27 protein-coding genes are annotated in these 19,657 nt (G+C 71.9%); all 27 read right to left on the bottom strand.

Annotated elements, in window-relative coordinates; all coding sequences use genetic code 11:
- Window positions 1-174 precede the first annotated feature (174 nt).
- The 27 genes from EDD32_RS10020 to tuf all read right to left on the bottom strand — a co-directional run bounded on the left by EDD32_RS10020 (window position 175) and on the right by tuf (window position 19,619).
- Window positions 175-2,589 carry a LuxR C-terminal-related transcriptional regulator gene (locus EDD32_RS10020; protein WP_123917125.1) on the bottom strand — a complete coding sequence of 805 codons (2,415 nt, stop codon included), beginning with the start codon at window positions 2,587-2,589 and terminating at the stop codon, window positions 175-177.
- Entirely contained in the window at window positions 2,589-5,093 is a 2,505-nt protein-coding gene (locus EDD32_RS10015; RefSeq protein WP_123917123.1) for a LuxR C-terminal-related transcriptional regulator, read from the bottom strand. The genes EDD32_RS10020 and EDD32_RS10015 overlap by 1 nt, the downstream gene beginning before the upstream one ends.
- Window positions 5,094-5,251: 158 nt before the next feature.
- Window positions 5,252-6,085: a type I methionyl aminopeptidase gene (gene map / locus EDD32_RS10010; RefSeq protein ID WP_123917121.1), complete on the bottom strand. Its 834-nt coding sequence runs from the start codon at window positions 6,083-6,085 to the stop codon at window positions 5,252-5,254.
- 8 nt (window positions 6,086-6,093) lie between these two features.
- Entirely contained in the window at window positions 6,094-6,672 is a 579-nt protein-coding gene (locus EDD32_RS10005; protein ID WP_123917119.1) for an adenylate kinase, read from the bottom strand.
- Window positions 6,669-7,958, bottom strand: coding sequence for a preprotein translocase subunit SecY (gene secY, locus EDD32_RS10000; RefSeq protein ID WP_123917117.1), 1,290 nt, complete (start codon window positions 7,956-7,958; stop codon window positions 6,669-6,671). Before secY ends, EDD32_RS10005 begins: the two co-directional genes overlap by 4 nt.
- A gap of 170 nt (window positions 7,959-8,128) precedes the next feature.
- On the bottom strand, window positions 8,129-8,605 hold the full coding sequence (gene rplO, locus EDD32_RS09995; RefSeq protein ID WP_123917115.1) for a 50S ribosomal protein L15: 477 nt from the start codon (window positions 8,603-8,605) through the stop codon (window positions 8,129-8,131).
- Window positions 8,606-8,607: 2 nt separating this feature from the next.
- Entirely contained in the window at window positions 8,608-8,790 is a 183-nt protein-coding gene (gene rpmD / locus EDD32_RS09990; RefSeq protein ID WP_123917113.1) for a 50S ribosomal protein L30, read from the bottom strand.
- The gene (gene rpsE, locus EDD32_RS09985) at window positions 8,790-9,491 is read right to left on the bottom strand and encodes a 30S ribosomal protein S5 (protein ID WP_123917111.1); all 702 of its coding nucleotides are present in this window, start codon (window positions 9,489-9,491) and stop codon (window positions 8,790-8,792) included. The genes rpmD and rpsE overlap by 1 nt, the downstream gene beginning before the upstream one ends.
- A 34-nt stretch (window positions 9,492-9,525) precedes the next feature.
- A complete protein-coding gene (gene rplR, locus EDD32_RS09980; RefSeq protein WP_123917109.1) occupies window positions 9,526-9,897 on the bottom strand; it encodes a 50S ribosomal protein L18 in 372 nt (123 codons plus the stop codon).
- 3 nt (window positions 9,898-9,900) lie between these two features.
- A complete protein-coding gene (rplF, locus tag EDD32_RS09975; protein ID WP_123917107.1) occupies window positions 9,901-10,440 on the bottom strand; it encodes a 50S ribosomal protein L6 in 540 nt (179 codons plus the stop codon).
- 18 nt (window positions 10,441-10,458) lie between these two features.
- Window positions 10,459-10,857, bottom strand: a complete 399-nt coding sequence (gene rpsH, locus EDD32_RS09970; protein ID WP_123917105.1) for a 30S ribosomal protein S8 — start codon at window positions 10,855-10,857, stop codon at window positions 10,459-10,461.
- A gap of 54 nt (window positions 10,858-10,911) precedes the next feature.
- Complete coding sequence (locus EDD32_RS09965) at window positions 10,912-11,097, bottom strand: type Z 30S ribosomal protein S14 (protein ID WP_123917103.1); 186 nt, start codon at window positions 11,095-11,097, stop codon at window positions 10,912-10,914.
- Window position 11,098: 1 nt separating this feature from the next.
- Entirely contained in the window at window positions 11,099-11,665 is a 567-nt protein-coding gene (rplE, locus tag EDD32_RS09960) for a 50S ribosomal protein L5 (protein WP_123917101.1), read from the bottom strand.
- 2 nt (window positions 11,666-11,667) lie between these two features.
- Window positions 11,668-12,009, bottom strand: coding sequence for a 50S ribosomal protein L24 (rplX, locus tag EDD32_RS09955; protein WP_123917099.1), 342 nt, complete (start codon window positions 12,007-12,009; stop codon window positions 11,668-11,670).
- Window positions 12,010-12,011: 2 nt separating this feature from the next.
- The gene (gene rplN / locus EDD32_RS09950) at window positions 12,012-12,380 is read right to left on the bottom strand and encodes a 50S ribosomal protein L14 (RefSeq protein ID WP_123917097.1); all 369 of its coding nucleotides are present in this window, start codon (window positions 12,378-12,380) and stop codon (window positions 12,012-12,014) included.
- A gap of 85 nt (window positions 12,381-12,465) precedes the next feature.
- The gene (rpsQ, locus tag EDD32_RS09945; protein WP_281274870.1) at window positions 12,466-12,756 is read right to left on the bottom strand and encodes a 30S ribosomal protein S17; all 291 of its coding nucleotides are present in this window, start codon (window positions 12,754-12,756) and stop codon (window positions 12,466-12,468) included.
- 11 nt (window positions 12,757-12,767) lie between these two features.
- Entirely contained in the window at window positions 12,768-13,007 is a 240-nt protein-coding gene (rpmC, locus tag EDD32_RS09940) for a 50S ribosomal protein L29 (protein ID WP_123917095.1), read from the bottom strand.
- Window positions 13,007-13,426, bottom strand: a complete 420-nt coding sequence (gene rplP, locus EDD32_RS09935) for a 50S ribosomal protein L16 (protein ID WP_123917093.1) — start codon at window positions 13,424-13,426, stop codon at window positions 13,007-13,009. The genes rpmC and rplP overlap by 1 nt, the downstream gene beginning before the upstream one ends.
- 3 nt (window positions 13,427-13,429) lie before the next feature.
- Entirely contained in the window at window positions 13,430-14,266 is an 837-nt protein-coding gene (rpsC, locus tag EDD32_RS09930; RefSeq protein WP_123917091.1) for a 30S ribosomal protein S3, read from the bottom strand.
- On the bottom strand, window positions 14,266-14,664 hold the full coding sequence (rplV, locus tag EDD32_RS09925) for a 50S ribosomal protein L22 (protein WP_123917089.1): 399 nt from the start codon (window positions 14,662-14,664) through the stop codon (window positions 14,266-14,268). The genes rpsC and rplV overlap by 1 nt, the downstream gene beginning before the upstream one ends.
- Before the next feature lie 50 nt (window positions 14,665-14,714).
- Window positions 14,715-14,996, bottom strand: a complete 282-nt coding sequence (gene rpsS / locus EDD32_RS09920) for a 30S ribosomal protein S19 (RefSeq protein ID WP_123917087.1) — start codon at window positions 14,994-14,996, stop codon at window positions 14,715-14,717.
- 15 nt (window positions 14,997-15,011) lie between these two features.
- Window positions 15,012-15,848: a 50S ribosomal protein L2 gene (gene rplB / locus EDD32_RS09915; RefSeq protein ID WP_123917085.1), complete on the bottom strand. Its 837-nt coding sequence runs from the start codon at window positions 15,846-15,848 to the stop codon at window positions 15,012-15,014.
- A gap of 34 nt (window positions 15,849-15,882) precedes the next feature.
- Window positions 15,883-16,188, bottom strand: a complete 306-nt coding sequence (rplW, locus tag EDD32_RS09910; protein ID WP_123917083.1) for a 50S ribosomal protein L23 — start codon at window positions 16,186-16,188, stop codon at window positions 15,883-15,885.
- Window positions 16,185-16,841: a 50S ribosomal protein L4 gene (gene rplD, locus EDD32_RS09905; RefSeq protein ID WP_123917081.1), complete on the bottom strand. Its 657-nt coding sequence runs from the start codon at window positions 16,839-16,841 to the stop codon at window positions 16,185-16,187. Before rplD ends, rplW begins: the two co-directional genes overlap by 4 nt.
- Window positions 16,842-16,846: 5 nt before the next feature.
- A complete protein-coding gene (rplC, locus tag EDD32_RS09900) occupies window positions 16,847-17,515 on the bottom strand; it encodes a 50S ribosomal protein L3 (protein ID WP_123917079.1) in 669 nt (222 codons plus the stop codon).
- A gap of 11 nt (window positions 17,516-17,526) precedes the next feature.
- Complete coding sequence (gene rpsJ, locus EDD32_RS09895; RefSeq protein ID WP_006502853.1) at window positions 17,527-17,835, bottom strand: 30S ribosomal protein S10; 309 nt, start codon at window positions 17,833-17,835, stop codon at window positions 17,527-17,529.
- Window positions 17,836-18,425: 590 nt separating this feature from the next.
- On the bottom strand, window positions 18,426-19,619 hold the full coding sequence (gene tuf, locus EDD32_RS09890; RefSeq protein ID WP_123917077.1) for an elongation factor Tu: 1,194 nt from the start codon (window positions 19,617-19,619) through the stop codon (window positions 18,426-18,428).
- Window positions 19,620-19,657 lie beyond the last annotated feature (38 nt).

Genomic DNA, 19,657 nt, shown 5'->3' with positions numbered 1-19,657 from the left:
GAACTCCCGCTAACGTTGGTGTGCTCGAAAGGTGGCCGTGGCGACCCGCACGCACGCGTGCAGGGCGAGCCCACGCCCAGCGGACCATCCTACGGCATCGCCGGCGCCGGTGGAACCGCGGCCCGGGTGAGGCGGACCACCCCGGCTCGCGTGCTGCCGGACCACCCGCGGCGGTCAGTCCTCGGGCGGCAGAACCCCCAGGAGCTGACCCCGCGCGACGGCGTCGGTGCGGGTGTGGACCCCGAGCTTGCGGTAGATGCTGCGCACCTGGGTCTTGACCGTGCTCTCGGAGACGTACAGGCGCCGGGCGATGACGGCCACCGGCCGGCCGGCCGCGAGCTCGCGCAGGACCTTGAGCTCCCGCCCGCTCAACGGCTCGGAACGGACCGGCTCGGGGAACGGGCCGCTCCCCGCGGCGAGCACCGAGCTGTCGAGGAGCTCGCCGCCACCGGGCAGGGTGGCGGCGACCGACTCGAGGTCGCCCCGCGGGACGAGGAGGAACGGGCGCAGCAGCCCGGTGCGCTCGGCGATCCGGGTGGCCAGGTCCAGCGCTCCGGTGGCGGTGCCTCGCTCCCCCAGACGGTAGGCGGCCACCGCGTGCACCAGCAGACCCTCCAGCGCCGGCCGGCAGAGCAGCGGCACCACACCGCCCGGGGTGCGGCTGAGGTCGAGCGCGCCGCGGTCGTCCCCGGTGTACAGGGCGACCTTGGCCCGTGCGACGTCGGCCCAGAGCGGGTCGGCCCCCCGGACGTCGGTCAGGAGGGTCCGGGCGCGGGTGAGGTTGTCCGTCGCCAGGCACAGGTCCACCAGGGCGGTGAGCAGGAGGGTCTCGGTGAGGCGCTCCACCCGGACACCCCGCTGCTCGCGGTAGCGCTCGAGGTCGGCCAGGTGCTCCTCGGCGCCCGGCCCGTGGAGGGACCGGCCGGCCCAGGCGTAGAGCAGCACCGCCTCGAGCCACCGCTCACCCTCGCCCAGCACCGGTGGGCTGCCCGGCGGCGACGCGGGGTGCAGGGCGTCGAGATCGTGGATCGCTGGGACGGCGGTCGCGGCCACCCGCTCCAGCGGCCCGTCCGTCCCGACAGGGTCTCGCCGGCCCCACGCGAGCCAGCGCACGGCGGTGCGCGGGTGCCCCATGAGAGCCAGGGTCAGCGCGAGGCCCGAGGCGGCCTCGCGCCGGGTCGCCCCGGGCGACGCGCGGCGGGCGGCCTCGTAGAAGGCGTGGGCCGCGCGGAGCAGGTCGGCCCCGCGCAGCTCGGCCGAGGCCAGGTCGGTGATCGCGGCGGGGAGCCCGGGCGGGTCGGACGTGGCGGCGAGCGGCAGGCCCTCCCCACCGGGCTCGACGAGGGGCAGACCGCTCTGGAGCGCCTCGGCGAACCACCGCGGGACGCTCGCGGGGAGCACGAGCTCGCGCAGCGCCCGGACCCGGGGACCGTCGTCGGGGAGGCGGGTCAGGGCCTCGCGCAGGAGGTCCCGATGCCCGTCGAGCACCTCCGCCCACGTCGTCTCGACGGTGTCACGCAGGAGATCGGTGTCCTGGGCGTCGACGGCGTGCCCCAGGGCCGCGGGCGCGTCCCCGGCCGTCGTCGCGAGGCGGGCGCTCGTGGCGCTGAGGGCACGGAACCGGGCGGGGTCGTCCTCGACGAGGATCTGTCGCCCGCCCGCGCGCAGCAGCGGCGGGTAGCGCAGCTCGCCGGCAGCGCCGGGAAGGAGGAGCCCGGCCCGGGCCATCCGCGCGAGCACCGTCTCGACGTGAGGCGCCTCGGTGGGGCCCAGGAGGGCGGCCGTGGCGTCCCTGGTGACGGCGCCGGGCACCGCCAGGGCGGTCAGCGCCCCGGCGGCCCCGTCCCCGTCGAGGTCCGCCAGGACCACCCGGAGGTAGGCGGCGATGCCGGAGACGTCGGGGAGCGGGTCGCCCTCCTCGTCGGGGGTGGAGGTGAGCAGGGCCACGCGCAGCAGTCCTGGCCACCCGCCGGCCCCGGCGCAGAGCTCGGCGGCGGCGTCCGGGCTGACGGTCACACCCAGCGACCTCCCCAGCAGCGCGGCCCGCCGGGGGTCCAGCGTGAGGTCCTCGGCGCGCAGGACGACCGCGTCACCGCTCGCCCCGGCGAGCGCCACCGCCGGCCGGGGCGCACGCATGATCAGGACGAGGTGGAGCTGCTCGTGCTCGTGCGCGAGCTCGACGAGCTCGGCGTCGACCGACTCGTCGGGCTGGCGGTCGTAGGCGTCGACGACGATGACGAGGTCACGCCGGCGGGCGCCGGCGGTGCGGGCGAGCCGTTCCCAGCCGTCCTCGCCCTCGCCGGGGTTCTCGTGGCCCGCGAGGACGACCGCGTCGTGGAGGGCTGCCCAGAACTCGGCACGGCTCGTCACCGAGGGCGGCACCGACGCCCACACGAGGTCGTGCTGGGGCAGGTCGCGCCGGCGCAGCCACGCCGAGACGGTCGCCGTCTTGCCGTAGCCGCGCGGCGCCTGCACCACGACGAGCGCGGGCAGCCCGCTCAGGCGGGACCAGGCGGCGTCGGCGGGGAAGAACGCCTCGGGAACGCGTGGCAGGCCCCGTCCGTCACCGTCGCGGCGCGACGGTGGCATCACTCGTCGCTTCCGCCGGCGACCGTCGCCGGCTGCGCGGAGCGGTCGAGCTCCTCGGCCCGGCGCAGAGCCTCGGCACGGTTCGTGACCCGCATCTTGTGGTAGATGCTGCGGAGGTGGGACTTGGCGGTGTTGACCGACAGGCCGAGCTCCCGGGCGACCGCCACGGCGCCGGCGTGGACGTGCAGGGCCTGGAGGACCTCGAGCTCGCGCGGGGTGAGGATCTCGGTGAGCTCCTCCCCGCCGACGGCCACCGCGTCGTGCGCGGGCGCGAGCCCTGCGGGCCACATCGCCAGGACCTGCGGGTCGGCGCCCGCGAGGGCGGTGAAGACCCCGCGCGGGATGACGAGGAACGGCCGGCGCAGCCCGGAGGACTCGCCCGCACGGACGGCGTGGGCGAAGGCCGCCCGGGCGGGCACCCGCTCGCCCAGGGCGTGGTGGGCCGCCGCGACGACGAGCCAGCACTCCATGACCGAGCGCTGCGTGAGACCGGGCATCTCGAGCGCGGCCCGGGCGCGGGCCATGGCCCGGCGGTGGTCGCCGGCCGCGAGGGTGAGGCGCGCGTGGGTGGCGACGCTGACCACCGACACCGGCAGGTCCTCGGCGGCCTTGCGCGCCGCGGCGTCCAGACCGCCGGCCAGGAGGACCTCGACCTCGGAGGTGCGCACGAGCACCTCCGTGAGGCCCCCGCGCGGCAGGTAGTGCCGGGCCGCGCGCAGGTTCGCCGCCCACCGCGCGACGTCGGCCGGGCCGCCGTCGAGGGAGGCGTGCAGGGCCGAGACCAGGACCGACAACGCCCACACCTCGTCGCGCCGGTGCCGCTGCGGCAGCGCGGCGACGCGCTCCGCGAGGTCCTCGTCGAGCCGGTCCAGCGCGACGAGGGCGGCGGCCTGGGCGAGCCAGGGGCCCACCAGCGCGTGGTCCTCGTGGTCCGGGCGGTCCGCCCCCGCCAGGACGGGGTCGGCGAGCCAGCGGGCGGCGATGTCGGCGTCGGCGTAGATGGCGTGGGTCAGGGCCAGGCCCACGGTGGCCAGCCGGGCCGAGGTGGGGTTGCCACCGGGCTCCTGCGCCCGGGACCGGGCCCGCCCGAACGCGTAGAGGGCGGCGGACTCGTCACCGGCGAGGACGGCCGCGACCCCCCACTGCAGCAGGGCGACCGAGGTGGGATCGACCCGTCCGTGGGTGCGCTGGGGCGCGAACTCGGCGGTGATCCCGCGGATGTCGCCCGTGCGCCACGGCGGCGCCGGCGGTCGGTCACCGCCCGGCGGGAGGGACCCCGTCACGTCCTCGCGGGCCACCCGGAACCGCGGGTGCGCCGCGACCACCTCCGGCGGGATGAGCTGGGCGGCGGCCACGAGCACCACCGGCTCCTCCGTGACGATGTGGTGCCACTGCTGCTCCAGGACGCGTTCGGCCGTCTCCCAGGCGCCGGCGTGGATGGCGTGGACGAGCACCCGCAGGTGGTCGTCCGCCCGGGCGTGGTGGTCCATGAGGATGCGGTGGACCTCGCGCAGCTCGTCGGGGCGGGACTCGGCCAGCATCCGCACGAGGGCCTGCCGCACGATCGGGGCGAAGGAGTAGGTCCGCCGGCCGTCGCGGATCTCCTCGCGGAGCAGCCCGGCGGCGCGGACGTTGCGCAGGATCTGGGGCGTCGTGTCCTGCGGTGCGAGGAGCTGGGCGACCTCCGCGTCGAACTCCTCCGGGACGGCGGCCCGCAGGAGGAAGCTCCGCACCGCCTCGTGGCGGAGGTCCCGGACCATCGAGGCGATGTACTCGTCGGCGAGGGCGAGGTTGACCTGCCCGCCCTCGCTGCGCGAGCGCACCAGGACGTCGCGCACGGCGGCGGGCCAGCCGCCGAACCCCTCGGCGAGCCGGCCGGCGTCGCGCCCGGAGACCGGCACGCCGAGCCGGCGGGCAAGGGCCGCGACGGCGACGGCGTCGAGCCGCAGGTTCTGCGGCGAGATGATCGTGGCGTCGACGGACAGGGACCCGGAGGTCTCCAGCAGGCGCATGGTGCGGGTGGCGACGACGAGGTAGAGCTGGTCGTTCTGGCGCACCAGCTCGACGAGGTCGTCGTCGATCTCCGCCGCCGCCTCCCGCCGTCCGGCGTGGTGATAGCTGTCCAGGACGAGCGTCAGCGGGGTGCGCCGGCCGCCGAGCGCGCCGAGGACGCGCAGCCGGTCCGTGTCCCCGGCCGGTGCGGGCGCGGCGTCGGCCCGCTCCCGCTGGAGCACGCCCGCCGCCTCGAGCGCGCCGGCCACCCCGGCCCAGAACTCCGCGGCGTCGTTGGCCTCGCGGGTCAGCGCGAGGGAGACGACCGGGTGCCCCGGTCCGCCGCCGCTCAGCCAGGCACCGAGCAGGGTGGACTTGCCGTAGCCGCGTGGTCCGCGCACGACCGTGAGCGGGGCGCGGGCGTCGAGCATGGCGATCAGCGCCGGGTCGACCTCGACCTCGCGGGCCGTGCGCGGCCGGAGCTCGAGGACGGCGGGGAGCGACGCGACCACGCCACCCCCTTCCCCCGCACGTCCGGTCCCGGACGCGGGCGCCGCCGTACGGTGCCCTTGCCATTGTGGGGCTCGGGACGCCGTTGTGGAACGGTTCGGTGGCAATATCCCCCGAACATGGGGTTTCGTGCCCGGAGAGATCGGGGCAGCGGGGCGGGTCAGCCGGGTGCGACCTCGACGCCGAGCTCGGCGAGCCGCGCGGCCCCGCCGTCGGGCGCGGTGAGGACCCAGATGCCGTGCTCACCCAGCGCCACCGTGTGCTCCCAGTGCGCCGCGCGGGCGCCGTCGAGGGTGACCACGGTCCAGTCGTCGGCGAGGACCTCGCTCGCGGGCGACCCGGCAGTGAGCATCGGCTCGACCGCCAGCGCCATCCCCGGGCGCAGGCGCGGGCCCTTGTCCTTGGTGCGGTAGTTCAGCACCTCGGGCGGCTGGTGCATCGCCGAGCCGATGCCGTGCCCGACGTACTCCTCCACGATCCCCAGGCGGACCCCGGTCTCGACGGCGCGTCGCTCGACCACGCCCTCGACGGCGTCCCCGACCGCGCCGAGGTGGGTGCCGGTGGCCAGAGCCGCGATCCCGGCCCACATCGCCTCCTCGGTGATGTCGACGAGGAGGCGGTCCTCCTCGTCGGCCGGGTCGCCGACGATCGTCGTGAAGGCGGCGTCACCGTGCCACCCCTCGACCACGGCGCCGCAGTCGAAGGAGACGACGTCGCCCTCCTCGATCACCCGGTCGCCGGGGATGCCGTGGACGATCACCTCGTTGACCGAGATGCACACCGTCGCGGGGTAGCCGTGGTAGCCCAGGAAGTTCGACGTGGCTCCCGCCCGTGCCAGGACGTCGGCGGCGACGGCGTCGAGCTCGCTCGTGGTCGTCCGCGGTGCGACGGCGGCGCGCAGCGCCGCGTGGATGTCGGCGACCACCAGGCCGGCCCGCCGCATGACCGCGATCTGCTCCGGGGTCTTGTACTCGATCCGCTCGCGCCCGAACACGGTCCGCCTCAGCCGAGGCGCGGCGCGAGGGCGGCCATGATGCGCTCGGTGACCTCGTCGATCGCGCCGATGCCGTCGACCTGCACGAGCAGGCCCCGGCCGGCGTAGACGTCGGCCAGCGGCTGGGTCTGCTCGGCGTAGACCTCGAGCCGGCGACGGATGACCACCTCGGTGTCGTCCGCCCGCCCCTGCTCCTGGGCCCGCCCGAGCAGGCGGGTGACCACCTCGTCGGTGTCCGCCGTGAGCTCGACGACGGCGTCGAGCCCCTGCCCGGCGTCGGCGAGCATGGCGTCGAGCTCGGCGACCTGGTCGTCGGTGCGCGGGTAGCCGTCCAGGAGGAAGCCGCCGGCGGCGTCGGACTGCGCGAGCCGGTCGCGCACCATGGCGTTGGTGACCTCGTCGGGCACGTACTCCCCGGCGTCCATGTAGCGCTGGGCTCGCCGCCCGAGCTCGGTCTGGCCGGCGACGTTGGCCCGGAAGATGTCCCCGGTGGACACCGCCGGGACGCCCAGCCGCTCGGAGATCCGAGCGGCCTGGGTCCCCTTGCCGGCACCGGGAGGGCCGAGGAGGACGAGACGTGCGCTCATCGGAGGAACCCTTCGTAGTGACGCTGCTGGAGCTGGGAGTCGATCTCCTTGACCGTCTGCAGACCCACGCCGACGACGATGAGGATCGAGGTGCCGCCGAAGGCGATCTGCGTGATGTTCATCTGCGCGAACACGATCGTCGGGATGAGGGCGACCAGGGTCAGGTAGATCGCGCCGGCCGTCGTGATGCGGATGATGACGTACTGCAGGTACTCGGCGGTGGGCCGGCCCGCACGGATGCCGGGGATGAACCCGCCGTACCGCTTCATGTTGTCCGCGACCTCGTCGGGGTCGAACGTGATCGAGGTGTAGAAGAACGCGAAGAACAGGATGAGCACCGCGTACAGCGCGATGTACAGGGGCGAGGCCGGGTTCGCGACGTTGGCGATGACCCACTGCACCCACGGCTCGGTCTGGTCGCCGAACTGCGCCACGAGGGTCGGCAGGGCCAGGAGCGAGGAGGCGAAGATGACCGGGATGACGCCGGGCATGTTGATCTTGATCGGGATGTAGGTCGAGGAGCCGCCGTACATGCGCCGCCCGACCATCCGCTTGGCGTACTGGACCGGGATCCGGCGCTGGGACTGCTCGACGAACACGACGAGCAGGGTGATGAGCAGGATGAGCCCCACGACGATCGCGAGGCGGCCGGCGCCGTCGGCGCCGCCCGCGATCGACCACAGCGCCGAGGGGAACGAGGCGGCGATGGAGGTGAAGATCAGCAGCGACATGCCGTTGCCGACGCCGCGCTCGGTGATGAGCTCGCCCAGCCACATGATCAGCCCGGTGCCGGCGGTCATCGCGGTGATGGTCAGCAGGAGCGACAGCGGGGAGTCGTCCGGGATCGGCGGGGTGGGACAGCCCGGGAACAGGGCGCTGTTGGCCACCGTGACGATCACGGAGGACTGCAGGATCGCGAGGAAGATCGTGAGGTAGCGGGTGTACTGCGTGAGCTTGGACTGCCCCGCCTGGCCCTCCTTGTGCAGCTCCTCGAACCGCGGGATGACCACCCGCATGAGCTGGACGATGATGCTCGCCGTGATGTACGGCATGATCCCCAGCGCGAACACGCTCAGCTGGAGGAGGGCACCGCCGCTGAAGAGGTTGACCATGCCGAGGAGGTCGCTCGTGCCCTGCAGCGACAGGCACTGCTGGACGTTGACGTAGGAGACCCCCGGTGCCGGGATGAACGTGCCCAGCCGGAAGATCGCCATGATCCCCAGCGTGAACAGCAGCTTGCGCCGTAGGTCAGGCGTGCGGAACGCCTGGGCGAATGCGCTGAGCAAACTTCCTCCTGCATGGTGGTGGCGGGCCACGTCGGCCCGCTGCGGGGTGCGGCCGGGTCACGGCGCGGGCCGCGCGTCAGACTATCGCGGATGCGCGCCGGCGCGGGCCGCGGGGGCCCCGGACGCACGAGGGCGGCCCGGCACGTGTGCCGGGCCGCCCTCGTCGTGGCTCACGCGGCGGAGATGGTCCCGCCGGCGGCCTCGATCTTGTCCTTGGCCGAGGCCGACCACGCGTCGACGGCGATCTCGAGCCTCACGCCGAGCTCACCGGTGCCGAGGACCTTGACCGGCTTGCCGGAGCGCACCGCGCCCTTGGCGACCAGGTCCTCGACGGTGACGGAGCCACCCTCGGGGTAGAGCGCGCCGAGCTTGTCCAGGTTGACCACCTGGTACTCGGTGCGGAACGGGTTCTTGAAGCCCCGGAGCTTGGGCAGCCGCATGTGCAGCGGCATCTGCCCGCCCTCGAAGCGCTCGGGCACCTGGTAGCGGGCCTTGGTGCCCTTGGTGCCGCGACCGGCGGTCTTGCCGCGCTTGCCACCCTCACCACGGCCGACGCGGACCTTGGCGGTCCGGGCGCCGGGCGCGGGGCGGAGGTGGTGGACGCGCAGCGCGGGGCCGACGGTCTCGTTCTTCTCGTTCTCAGCCATGGTCAGTCGACCTCCTCGACGGAGACGAGGTGCGCCACCGTCTGGATCATGCCGCGGACCTCGGGCTTGTCCTCCCGCACGACCGACTGGCCGATGCGGCGGAGCCCCAGGGTGCGCAGGGTGTCCTTCTGGTTCTGCTTGCCGCCGATGACGGACTTGGTCTGGGTCACCTTGAGCTCGGCCATCACGCACCCGCCCCGGCGGTCGCCTGGTCGCCGGACTTCTCGGCGCGGTCCTTGGCCTCGCCCGCGGCGCGCTGGCGCAGCATCGCGGCCGGGGCCACGTGCTCCAGCGGCAGACCACGACGCGCGGCGACGGCCTCGGGCTGCTCGAGCCCCTTGAGCGCCGCCACGGTGGCGTGGACGATGTTGATCGCGTTGGAGGAGCCGAGCGACTTGCTCAGGATGTCGTGGATGCCCGCGCAGTCGAGGACGGCGCGGACGGGACCGCCGGCGATGACACCGGTACCCGGCGACGCCGGCCGGAGGAAGACGACGCCGGCCGCGGCCTCACCCTGCACGACGTGCGGGATGGTCTTGGCGATGCGGGGGACGCGGAAGAAGTTCTTCTTCGCCTCCTCCACGCCCTTGGCGATCGCCGCGGGCACCTCCTTGGCCTTGCCGTAGCCGACACCCACGGTGCCGTCGCCGTCGCCGACGACGACCAGCGCCGTGAAGCTGAAGCGACGACCGCCCTTGACGACCTTGGCGACACGGTTGATCGTGACGACGCGCTCGATGTACTGGCTCTTCTCCTCGGCGCCACGCCGGTTGTCCCGGCGGTCGCCGCCGCCGCGACGGCCGTCGCGCCGGTTGGTGCTCTCGCCCTCGCGGTTCTCCCCCGCGCCGGTAGCGGAGCCGGTCCTGCTTCGCTGCGGTGCAGCCATCAGATGTTCCTCTGCTCTCGTACGGTCTGCGTGGTCACAGGGCCAGACCACCCTCGCGGGCGCCGTCGGCCACGGCCGCGACCCGCCCGTGGTACTTGTTGCCCCCGCGGTCGAACACGGCGGCCTCGATGCCGGCGGCCTTGGCCCGCTCGGCCACGAGCTCGCCGACCTTGCGCGCCTTGGCGACCTTCTCACCCTCCGCGGACCGCAGGTCCGCCTCGAGCGTGGAGGCCGAGGCCAGCGTGCGGCCGGTGGAGTCGTCCACGAGCTGGGCGACCATGTGCCGGGCAGAGCGGGTGACGACCAGGCGGGGACGCTCGGCCGTGCCCGTGATGCGCTTGCGCACCCGGAGGTGGCGGCGCTGACGGGCGACGTACTTGCCCTTGCCCTTGATGGAGATAGCCATGGCTTACTTACCAGCCTTTCCGACCTTGCGGCGGACCTGCTCGCCGGCGTAGCGCACGCCCTTGCCCTTGTACGGCTCGGGCTTGCGGATCTTGCGGATGTTCGCGGCGACCTCGCCGACGAGCTGCTTGTCGATGCCGGAGACCGAGAACTTCGTCGGGCCCGTCACCGTGAACGTGATGCCCTCGGGGGCGCTCACGGACACCGGGTGGGAGAACCCGAGCGCGAACTCGAGGTCCGAGCCCTTGGCCTGGACGCGGTAACCGGTACCGACGATCTCGAGGTCCTTGGTGTAGCCCTGGGTCACCCCGGTGACGAGGTTGGCCAGGAGCGTGCGGGTCAGGCCGTGGCGCGAGCGCGCCTCGCGCTCGTCGTTGGGCCGGGTCACCACGATGGCGCCGTCCTCGTCGCGTGCGACGGAGATGGGCTCGACCACCGTGTGCGCCAGGGTGCCCTTGGGGCCCTTGACCGTGACGGTGGAGCCGTCGATGGTGACGTCGACGCCAGCGGGGACCGGGACGGGGAGCCTACCGATTCGGGACATGCTCTTATTCCTTCCGGGTCACCAGACGTAGGCGAGGACTTCCCCGCCCACACCCTTGTTCTGCGCCTCGCGGTCCGTCAGCAGGCCGGAGGAGGTGGACAGGATCGCCACACCGAGGCCGCCGAGGACCCTGGGCAGGTTCGTCGACTTGGCGTAGACCCGGAGACCGGGCTTGGACACACGGCGCACCCCCGCGAGCGAGCGCTCACGGTTGGGGCCGAACTTCAGGTCGAGGGTCAGCTTCTTGCCGACCTCGGCGTCCTCGACGGTCCAGGCGGCGATGTAGCCCTCCGCCTTGAGGATCTCGGCGATGTTCGCCTTGAGCTTCGAGTACGGCATGGTCACCGACTCGTGGTACGCCGAGTTGGCGTTACGCAGACGCGTGAGCATGTCCGCGATGGGGTCTGTCATAGTCATCGGGCCTCGGCCCTTCCTCGTCGTGGTTTCCTCGCGGGACCTGCGACGTCAGTGTTACCAGCTGGACTTGGTGATACCGGGCAGCTCGCCGCGCAGCGCCATCTCGCGCAGGCAGACACGGCACAGTCCGAACTTGCGGTAGACCGCGCGCGGACGCCCGCAGCGCTGGCACCGGCTGTAGCCGCGGACGCCGAACTTCGGCTTCCGGTTGGCCTTCTGGATCAGAGCGGTCTTCGCCATCTCAGTCCTCCTTGAAAGGGAATCCGAGGCGACGCAGCAGCGAGCGACCCTCGTCGTCGGTGGTGGCCGAGGTGACGACCGTGATGTCCATGCCGCGCACGCGGTCGATCTTGTCCTGGTCGATCTCGTGGAACATCGACTGCTCGGTCAGACCGAAGGTGTAGTTCCCGTGGCCGTCGAACTGCTTCGGGCTCAGCCCGCGGAAGTCGCGGATACGGGGCAGCGCCAGGGACAGCAGCCGGTCGAGGAACTCCCACATGCGGTCCCCGCGAAGGGTGACGTGGGCGCCGATGGGCTGGCCCTCGCGCAGCTTGAACTGGGCGATGGACTTGCGGGCCTTGGTCACCTGCGGCTTCTGACCGGTGATCTGGGCCAGGTCGCGGATCGCGCCCTCGATGAGCTTGGAGTCGCGCGCGGCGTCCCCCACGCCCATGTTGACCACGATCTTGGTCAGGCCGGCGACCTCGTTGACGTTGGCGTGCTGGAACTCCTCGCGCAGCCCGGCGACGATCTCGTCGCGGTAGCGCTGCTTGAGGCGCGGCAGTGCGGTGGTGGTGGTCTCGCTCATGCTCAGATGTCCTTACCGGAGCGCTTCGCGACACGGACCCGCACGCTGCGGTCGCGGCCGTCACGCTCGACCTGCTCGGTGCGGTAGCCCACCCGGGTGCCCTTCTTGGTCTCCGGGTCGACCAGCATCACGTTGCTGACGTGGATGGGGGCCTCGACGGTCTCGATGCCGCCGGTGCGCGCACCGCGGCTGGACTGGCCCACCTTGGTGTGCTTCTTCACGCGCTGGACGCCCTCGACGACGACGCGGTCGGCGTCGCGCTGGACCTCCAGCACCCGGCCCTGCTTGCCCTTGTCGCGGCCGGCGATGACGACGACGAGGTCGCCCTTCTTGATCTTCGCCATGGTCAGAGCACCTCCGGCGCCAGAGAAATGATGCGCATGAACTTCTTGTCTCGCAGCTCGCGCCCCACGGGCCCGAAGATGCGGGTACCGCGCGGGTCGCCGTCGTTCTTGAGGATGACGGCCGCGTTCTCGTCGAACTTGATGTACGAGCCGTCGGGACGACGGCGCTCCTTGGTGGTGCGGACCACGACCGCCTTGACGACGTCGCCCTTCTTGACGTTGCCGCCGGGGATGGCGTCCTTGACGGTGGCGACGATGACGTCGCCGATGCCGGCATAGCGCCGGCCGGAGCCGCCGAGCACACGGATGCAGAGGATCTCCTTCGCACCGGTGTTGTCGGCGACCTTCAGCCGCGACTCCTGCTGGATCATGAGGTGTACTCCTGTCGTCGTGCCGGTTCTCGCACGCGGCGAGCCTTGCCGAACGGATGGTGGGCTTCGACCTGGTGGTCGTGGCTTACTTGGCCTTCTCGAGGATCTCGACGAGGCGGAAGCGCTTGGTGGCGGACAGCGGCCGGGTCTCCATGATCCGGACGAGGTCGCCGACGTGGGCCTCGCCGTTCTCGTCGTGGGCCTTGACCCGACGGGTGCGGCGGATGACCTTGCCGTAGAGGGCGTGCTTGACGCGGTCCTCGACCTCGACCACCACGGTCTTGTCCATCTTGTCGCTGACCACGTAGCCCCGGGCCGTCTTGCGGTCGGTGCTGCGCGTGGTGTCGCCCTCGGCGGGCGCGGTGTTCTCGCTCACGGGTCCCTCGTTCACTTCTCGGTGCTCGGCGCGGTGCGGATACCGAGCTCGCGCTCACGCACGATCGTGTAGATGCGGGCGATGTCGCGGCGCACGGCCTTGAGACGGCCGTGGTCCTCGAGCTGCCCGGTCGCGGCGGAGAACCGCAGGTTGAACAGCTCGGCCTTGGCCTTCTCCAGCTCCTGGGCCAGCTTCTCGTCGTCCATCTGGTCCAGGTCGGCCGGGGCCATGCCCTTGGTTCCGATGGCCATCAGCTCTCACCACCCTCACGACTCACGAAGCGAGTCTTCATCGGGAGCTTGTGCTGCGCGCGGCTCATGGCCTCGCGGGCGAGCTCCTCATCCACGCCGGCCAGCTCGAACATGATGCGGCCGGGCTTGACGTTGGCGATCCACCACTCCGGCGAGCCCTTGCCGGAGCCCATGCGGGTCTCGGCGGGCTTCTTCGTCAGCGGGCGGTCGGGGAAGATGTTGATCCACACCTTTCCACCACGCTTGATGTGACGCGTCATGGCGATACGGGCGGCCTCGATCTGCCGGTTGGTGACGTAGGCGGGCTCGAGGGCCTGGATGCCGAAGTCGCCGAACGAGATCTCGGTGCCACCCTTGGCCACGCCGCGACGCGTGGGGTGGTGCTGCTTGCGGTGCTTGGTCCGCCGGGGGATGAGCACGGCTCAGGCCTCCGTTCCGGTCGACGCCGCGCCGGACTCGGAGGCGGGGGCCTCCTGGGCCGGGGCGGCCTGGGTGCGGGCGTCGCGGGGAGCGCCCTCGCGGGGGGCGCCGTCGCGGCGCGGGGCGCCACGACGCTCGCCACCACGGCCACGCGGGGCTCCGCGGGAGCCGCCCTCGGCCTGCTCGCGGGCGTAGTCCTTCTCGGTCATGTCGCCCTTGTAGATCCACACCTTCACGCCGATGCGGCCGAAGGTGGTGCGGGCCTCGAAGAAGCCGTAGTCGATGTTCGCGCGCAGGGTGTGCAGCGGCACGCGGCCCTCGCGGTAGAACTCCGAGCGCGACATCTCCGCGCCGCCGAGGCGACCGGCGCACTGCACCCGGATGCCCTTGGCGCCGGCGCGCTGGGCGGACTGCATGCCCTTGCGCATGGCGCGGCGGAACGACACGCGGGAGGCGAGCTGCTCGGCGATGCCCTGGGCGACCAGCTGGGCGTCCATCTCGGGGTTCTTGACCTCGAGGATGTTCAGCTGGACCTGCTTGCCCGTGAGCTTCTCGAGCTCGCCGCGCAGCCGGTCGGCCTCCGCACCGCGGCGCCCGATGACGATGCCCGGGCGGGCGGTGTGCAGGTCGACGCGGACCCGGTCGCGGGTGCGCTCGATGTCGACCTTGGCGATGCCGGCGCGCTCCATGCCGGCGGACATGAGGCGACGGATCGCCACGTCCTCGCGCACGTAGTCGCGGTAGCGCTGGCCGACCTTGGTCGAGTCCGCGAACCAGCGCGAACGGTGGTCTGTGGTGATGCCGAGTCGGAACCCGGTCGGGTTGACCTTCTGACCCACTATCGGGTCCTCCCCTTCGTGCCAGCGGCCTTCTTGGCCGCGCCGGTGGTCTCAGCCTCGCCGACGATGACGGTGATGTGGCTGGTGCGCTTGAGGATGCGGCTGGCCCGGCCCTGGGCCCGCGGACGGAACCGCTTGAGGGTCGGACCCTCGTCCACGTAGGCCTCGACGACGACGAGCCTGGACTCGTCGAACGCCTCGCCGGCCTGGTCGGCCTTCACTCGGGCGTTGGCGATCGCACTCTCGACGACCTTGCGCACGGTCTCCGCCGCCGCCTGCGGGGCGAACCGCAGAACGCTCACGGCCTCCTCGGCGCGCTTGCCGCGGACGACGTCCACGACCCTGCGCGCCTTCTGAGGCGTGACGCGGACGAATCGCGCCTGCGCCTTGGCTTCCATGTTCCTGCCTTACTTGTCGGTTCGGTGTGCTCGGGAGGTCCGCGGCCGCGTCAGCGGCGGCGGGCCTTGCGGTCGTCCTTCTCGTGCCCGCGGAAGGTGCGGGTCGGGGCGAACTCCCCGAGCTTGTGGCCGACCATCGACTCGGTGACGAAGACCGGGACGTGCTTGCGGCCGTCGTGCACCGCAAAGGTGTGACCCAGGAAGTCGGGCGTGATGACCGACCGGCGGGACCAGGTCTTGATGACGTTCTTGGTGCCCTTCTCGTTCTGGACGTCCACCTTCTTCTGGAGGTGGTCGTCGACGAAGGGGCCCTTCTTCAGACTGCGCGGCATGTCGTCGTCTCCCTATCAGCGCTTCTTGCCGGTACGGCGACGGCGCACGATGAGCTTGTCGCTCGGCTTGTTCGGACGGCGGGTGCGGCCCTCGGGCTGGCCCCACGGGCTGACCGGGTGACGGCCACCGGAGGTCTTGCCCTCGCCACCACCGTGCGGGTGGTCCACCGGGTTCATGACGACGCCGCGGACGGTGGGGCGCTTGCCCTTCCACCGCATGCGGCCGGCCTTGCCCCAGTTGATGTTCGACTGCTCGGCGTTGCCCACCTCGCCGACGGAGGCGCGGCAGCGCACGTCGACGTTGCGGATCTCGCCGGAGGGCATGCGCAGCTGCGCGAAGCGGCCCTCCTTGGCGACGAGCTGGACCGACGCACCGGCCGAGCGGGCGATCTTCGCGCCGCCACCGGGCTTGAGCTCGATGGCGTGGATGACCGTACCGACCGGGATGTTGCGCAGCGGCAGGTTGTTGCCGGGCTTGATGTCCGCGCCCGCGCCGTTCTCGATGCGGTCGCCCTGCTGCAGCTTGTTCGGGGCGAGGATGTAGCGCTTCTCGCCGTCGGCGTAGTGCAGCAGTGCGATGCGCGCGGTGCGGTTGGGGTCGTACTCGATGTGGGCGACCTTCGCCGGCACGCCGTCCTTGTCGTGACGGCGGAAGTCGATGACGCGGTACGCACGCTTGTGGCCGCCACCCTTGTGCCGGGTGGTGATCCGGCCGGTGGAGTTGCGCCCACCGGTCTTGGTCAGCGGACGGACCAGCGACTTCTCCGGCTCGGACCGGGTGATCTCGACGAAGTCGGCCACGCTCGAACCGCGGCGGCCCGGCGTCGTCGGCTTGTACTTACGGATTCCCATGGATCAGATCCTCAATCTCTCCGGCAGACCGGCCTCAGCCGGCCACCTCGCCAAAGATGTCGATGGTTCCCTCGCGCAGCGTGACGATCGCGCGCTTGGTGTCCTTGCGCTTACCGAGGCCGAACTTCGTCCGGCGGGTCTTGCCGGGACGGTTCAGGGTGTTCACCGAGGCGACCTTGACGTCGAAGATCTTCTCGACGGCGTTCTTGATCTCGGTCTTGTTCGAGCGGGGGTCCACCTCGAAGGTGTACTTGCCCTCGTCGATCAGGTTGTAGCTCTTCTCCGACACGATCGGCTTGACGATGATGTCGCGGGGGTTCTTGCTCGCCTCGAGGCTCACTTGGTCTCCTCCTCGGCCTTCGGGCCGCCGAGGAAGGTCTCGAGCGCACCGGAGGTGAACACGACGTCGTCGTTGACCAGGACGTCGTAGGTGTTGAGCTGGTCGACCCACAGCAGGTGCACGGTGGGCACGTTGCGCAGCGCGAGGACGGTGTGCTCGTCGCTGCGCTCGACCACCACGAGGGCGGTCCGGTCGGCGACGATGGTGCGCAGGGCGCTGACCGCGGTGCGGGTCAGGCGCTCGGCGCCGGCGTCGACGAGGCCGGAGACGACGTGCACGCGGCCGGCGCGGGCCCGGTCCGACAGGGCCCCGCGCAGGGCGGCGGCCTTCATCTTCTTGGGGGTGCGCTGGCTGTAGTCGCGCGGCTGCGGGCCGTGGACGACGCCACCGCCGGCGAACTGCGGGGCGCGGGTCGAGCCCTGCCGAGCGCGGCCGGTGCCCTTCTGCTTGTAGGGCTTGCGGCCACCGCCGCGGACCTCGCCGCGGGTCTTGGTGGAATGCGTGCCCTGGCGCGCGGCGGCGAGCTGCGCGACGACGACCTGGTGGATCAGCGGCACGTTCGTCTGGACGTCGAACACCTCGGCGGGGAGCTCGGCCGAGCCGGCCTTCTCGCCCGCGGCGTCGAGCACGTCGACGGTCTGCGTGGTAGCCATGCGGCTCACGCCCCCTTCGCGGCGGTACGGACCAGGACGACGCCACCCTTGGGGCCGGGAACGGCGCCCGCGACGAGCAGGAGACCCTTCTCGGCGACGACGGCGTGGATCGTGAGGTTCTGGGTGGTGTGACGGTCGTGGCCCATGCGGCCGGCCATCTTCAGGCCCTTGAACACGCGCGACGGCGTCGAGGCGCCACCGATCGAGCCGGGCTTGCGGTGATTGCGGTGCGCACCGTGGGAGGCGCCGACACCGTGGAAGCCGTGCCGCTTCATGACACCCGCGGTGCCCTTGCCCTTGGTGGTGCCCACGACGTCGACCTTCGCGCCGGCCTCGAAGGCCTCGGCGGTGATCTCCTGCCCGAGCGAGTACTCGGCGGCGTCGGTGGTGCGGATCTCGGCCACGTGGCGGCGGGGGGTGACCCCGGCCTTGCCGAAGTGGCCCTTGAGGGGCTGGGTGACCTTGCGGGGGTCGATCTGGCCGAAGGCGAGCTGGACGGCGCTGTAGCCGTCGGTCTCGGGGGTGCGCACCTGCGTCACGACGTTGGTGCCCACCTGGACGACCGTGACCGGCACGAGGCGGCCGGCCTCGTCCCAGACCTGGGTCATGCCGAGCTTCGTGCCGAGCAGCGCCGTGACGGCGCGGCCGGCAGCCTGCTGGGAAAGGGTAGTCATGGCAGATGTCCTCAGAGCTTGATCTCGATGTTGACGTCCGCGGGCAGGTCGAGACGCATGAGCGAGTCGACGGCCTTCGGCGTCGGGTCGACGATGTCGATGAGCCGCTTGTGCGTGCGCATCTCGAAGTGCTCGCGGCTGTCCTTGTACTTGTGGGGCGAACGGATGACGACGAAGACGTTCTTCTCCGTCGGCAGCGGCACCGGGCCCACGACCGTCGCACCAGCGCGAGTCACCGTGTCGACGATCTTGCGCGCCGAGCTGTCGATGACCTCGTGGTCGTAGGACTTGAGCCGGATGCGGATCTTCTGTCCCGCCATGGCGTCGTCTAACCTCTCTCGTACCGCAACTTGCACCGACCCCCGCGCTCGGGCGTGTCGCGGTTGGTGACACGCTCGACCGGTTCTCCCCTCGCGGGGGGTGGTCGCTGTGATGCTTGGTCGGACCTGGGCGGGGCCGCCCGATCCTGCAGTCTTGGCGCCTCGGGCCAGGCCCCAGGCAACCTGAACAGTCTGCCAGACGGACAGGCGCTTTGCCTAATCCGGAAGGCTCCTCCGGATGAGGGGCCGGTCACGTCCGGCGCCGCGCTCGCGCGCGATCCGGCGCACCCACGCTACCAGCCGGCCGGCGTGACGGCGAGGCCCCGTCGGCGCACCGGCTGTGAGGATGCGCACGGGGCCGCGCTGGTGCTGCGTCCGGGACCACCCGCGGGGCCGCTGGGGACGGCCCCGCGCCGCCTCAGGGGACGGCCGATGCTGCGTCCGGGACGGCCCGGGCGCGGCCGGTCCCGCGCACCGCGGCGCCCGGTGACGACGAGGGGCCCGGCAGCGCCGTGAGGCGGCTGCCGGGCCCTCGGGGGTCCTGCGGGTGCCGGCCGGGGCCGGCTGCCGGGGTCAGGCCCGGCGGGGCGTCACTTGAGGATCTTGGTGACGCGGCCCGAGCCGACGGTCCGGCCACCCTCACGGATGGCGAAGCCGAGGCCCTCCTCCATGGCGATGGGCTGGATGAGCTCCACCGTCATGTCGGTGTTGTCGCCGGGCATGACCATCTCGGTGCCCTCGGGCAGCGTGATGACGCCGGTGACGTCGGTGGTGCGGAAGTAGAACTGCGGGCGGTAGTTTGAGTAGAACGGGTTGTGACGCCCACCCTCGTCCTTGGCCAGGATGTAGACCTGGCCCTCGAAGTTGGTGTGCGGGGTGATCGAACCCGGCTTGCAGACGACCTGCCCGCGCTCGACCTCCTCGCGCTTGGTGCCACGCAGCAGCAGGCCCACGTTCTCGCCCGCGTCGGCGGTGTCGAGGAGCTTCCGGAACATCTCGATGCCGGTGACGATGGTCTTCATCTTCTCGGGGTGGATCCCGACGATCTCGACCTCCTCGTTCACCTTGAGCTGGCCGCGCTCGACACGACCGGTGACGACGGTGCCGCGACCGGTGATGGTGAAGACGTCCTCGATCGGCATGAGGAACGGCTTGTCGATGTCGCGCACCGGGTCCGGCACGTTCTCGTCGACGGCCTCCATGAGCTCCTCGACGGACTTGACCCACTCCGGGTCGCCCTCGAGCGCCTTGAGCGCGGAGACGCGGACCACGGGGACGTCGTCGCCGGGGAAGCCCTGGGCGGTCAGCAGCTCGCGGACCTCCATCTCGACGAGCTCGAGGATCTCCTCGTCCTCGACCATGTCGGACTTGTTGAGCGCGACGAGCAGGTACGGCACGCCGACCTGACGGGCGAGCAGGACGTGCTCGCGGGTCTGGGCCATCGGGCCGTCGGTGGCGGCGACCACGAGGATGGCGCCGTCCATCTGCGCCGCACCGGTGATCATGTTCTTGATGTAGTCGGCGTGACCCGGGGCGTCGACGTGCGCGTAGTGGCGCTTCTCGGTCTGGTACTCCACGTGGGAGACGTTGATCGTGATGCCGCGCTGGCGCTCCTCAGGAGCGTTGTCGACCTGGTCGAACGGGGTGAACTTGTTCAGGTCCGGGTACTTGTCGGCCAGCACCTTCGTGATGGCCGCGGTCAGCGTCGTCTTGCCGTGGTCGACGTGACCGATCGTGCCGATGTTGACGTGCGGCTTGGTCCGCTCGAACTTGGCCTTCGCCACTGGGTCCTCCTGAGGACTCGGGTAGTTGTCTCACAGCT

Origin of the sequence: Georgenia muralis, assembly GCF_003814705.1 — a bacterium.
GTDB classification, from domain to species: domain Bacteria; phylum Actinomycetota; class Actinomycetes; order Actinomycetales; family Actinomycetaceae; genus Georgenia; species Georgenia muralis.
This window is presented reverse-complemented; position numbering and strand designations above follow the sequence as displayed.

Excerpts from the sequence above, each read along its gene's own strand:
- rpsJ (WP_006502853.1), bottom strand. The coding sequence starts at position 17,835 with ATGGCGGGACAGAAGATCCGCATCCGGCTCAAGTCCTACGACCACGAG.
- rplN (WP_123917097.1), bottom strand. The coding sequence starts at position 12,380 with ATGATCCAGCAGGAGTCGCGGCTGAAGGTCGCCGACAACACCGGTGCG.
- rpsE (WP_123917111.1), bottom strand. The coding sequence starts at position 9,491 with ATGGCTGCACCGCAGCGAAGCAGGACCGGCTCCGCTACCGGCGCGGGG.
- rplB (WP_123917085.1), bottom strand. The coding sequence starts at position 15,848 with ATGGGAATCCGTAAGTACAAGCCGACGACGCCGGGCCGCCGCGGTTCG.
- rplV (WP_123917089.1), bottom strand. The coding sequence starts at position 14,664 with ATGGAAGCCAAGGCGCAGGCGCGATTCGTCCGCGTCACGCCTCAGAAG.
- rplX (WP_123917099.1), bottom strand. The coding sequence starts at position 12,009 with ATGGCGAAGATCAAGAAGGGCGACCTCGTCGTCGTCATCGCCGGCCGC.
- EDD32_RS10005 (WP_123917119.1), bottom strand. The coding sequence starts at position 6,672 with ATGAGCGCACGTCTCGTCCTCCTCGGCCCTCCCGGTGCCGGCAAGGGG.
- rpsH (WP_123917105.1), bottom strand. The coding sequence starts at position 10,857 with ATGACTATGACAGACCCCATCGCGGACATGCTCACGCGTCTGCGTAAC.
- rplC (WP_123917079.1), bottom strand. The coding sequence starts at position 17,515 with ATGACTACCCTTTCCCAGCAGGCTGCCGGCCGCGCCGTCACGGCGCTG.
- rplR (WP_123917109.1), bottom strand. The coding sequence starts at position 9,897 with ATGGCTATCTCCATCAAGGGCAAGGGCAAGTACGTCGCCCGTCAGCGC.
- rplD (WP_123917081.1), bottom strand. The coding sequence starts at position 16,841 with ATGGCTACCACGCAGACCGTCGACGTGCTCGACGCCGCGGGCGAGAAG.
- rplF (WP_123917107.1), bottom strand. The coding sequence starts at position 10,440 with ATGTCCCGAATCGGTAGGCTCCCCGTCCCGGTCCCCGCTGGCGTCGAC.
- EDD32_RS10020 (WP_123917125.1), bottom strand. The coding sequence starts at position 2,589 with ATGCCACCGTCGCGCCGCGACGGTGACGGACGGGGCCTGCCACGCGTT.
- EDD32_RS09965 (WP_123917103.1), bottom strand. The coding sequence starts at position 11,097 with ATGGCGAAGACCGCTCTGATCCAGAAGGCCAACCGGAAGCCGAAGTTC.
- rplE (WP_123917101.1), bottom strand. The coding sequence starts at position 11,665 with ATGAGCGAGACCACCACCACCGCACTGCCGCGCCTCAAGCAGCGCTAC.
- rplO (WP_123917115.1), bottom strand. The coding sequence starts at position 8,605 with ATGGCTGAGAACGAGAAGAACGAGACCGTCGGCCCCGCGCTGCGCGTC.
- rpmD (WP_123917113.1), bottom strand. The coding sequence starts at position 8,790 with ATGGCCGAGCTCAAGGTGACCCAGACCAAGTCCGTCATCGGCGGCAAG.
- rpmC (WP_123917095.1), bottom strand. The coding sequence starts at position 13,007 with ATGGCCATCGGAACCAAGGGCATGGCCCCGGCCGACCTGGACCAGATG.
- rpsS (WP_123917087.1), bottom strand. The coding sequence starts at position 14,996 with ATGCCGCGCAGTCTGAAGAAGGGCCCCTTCGTCGACGACCACCTCCAG.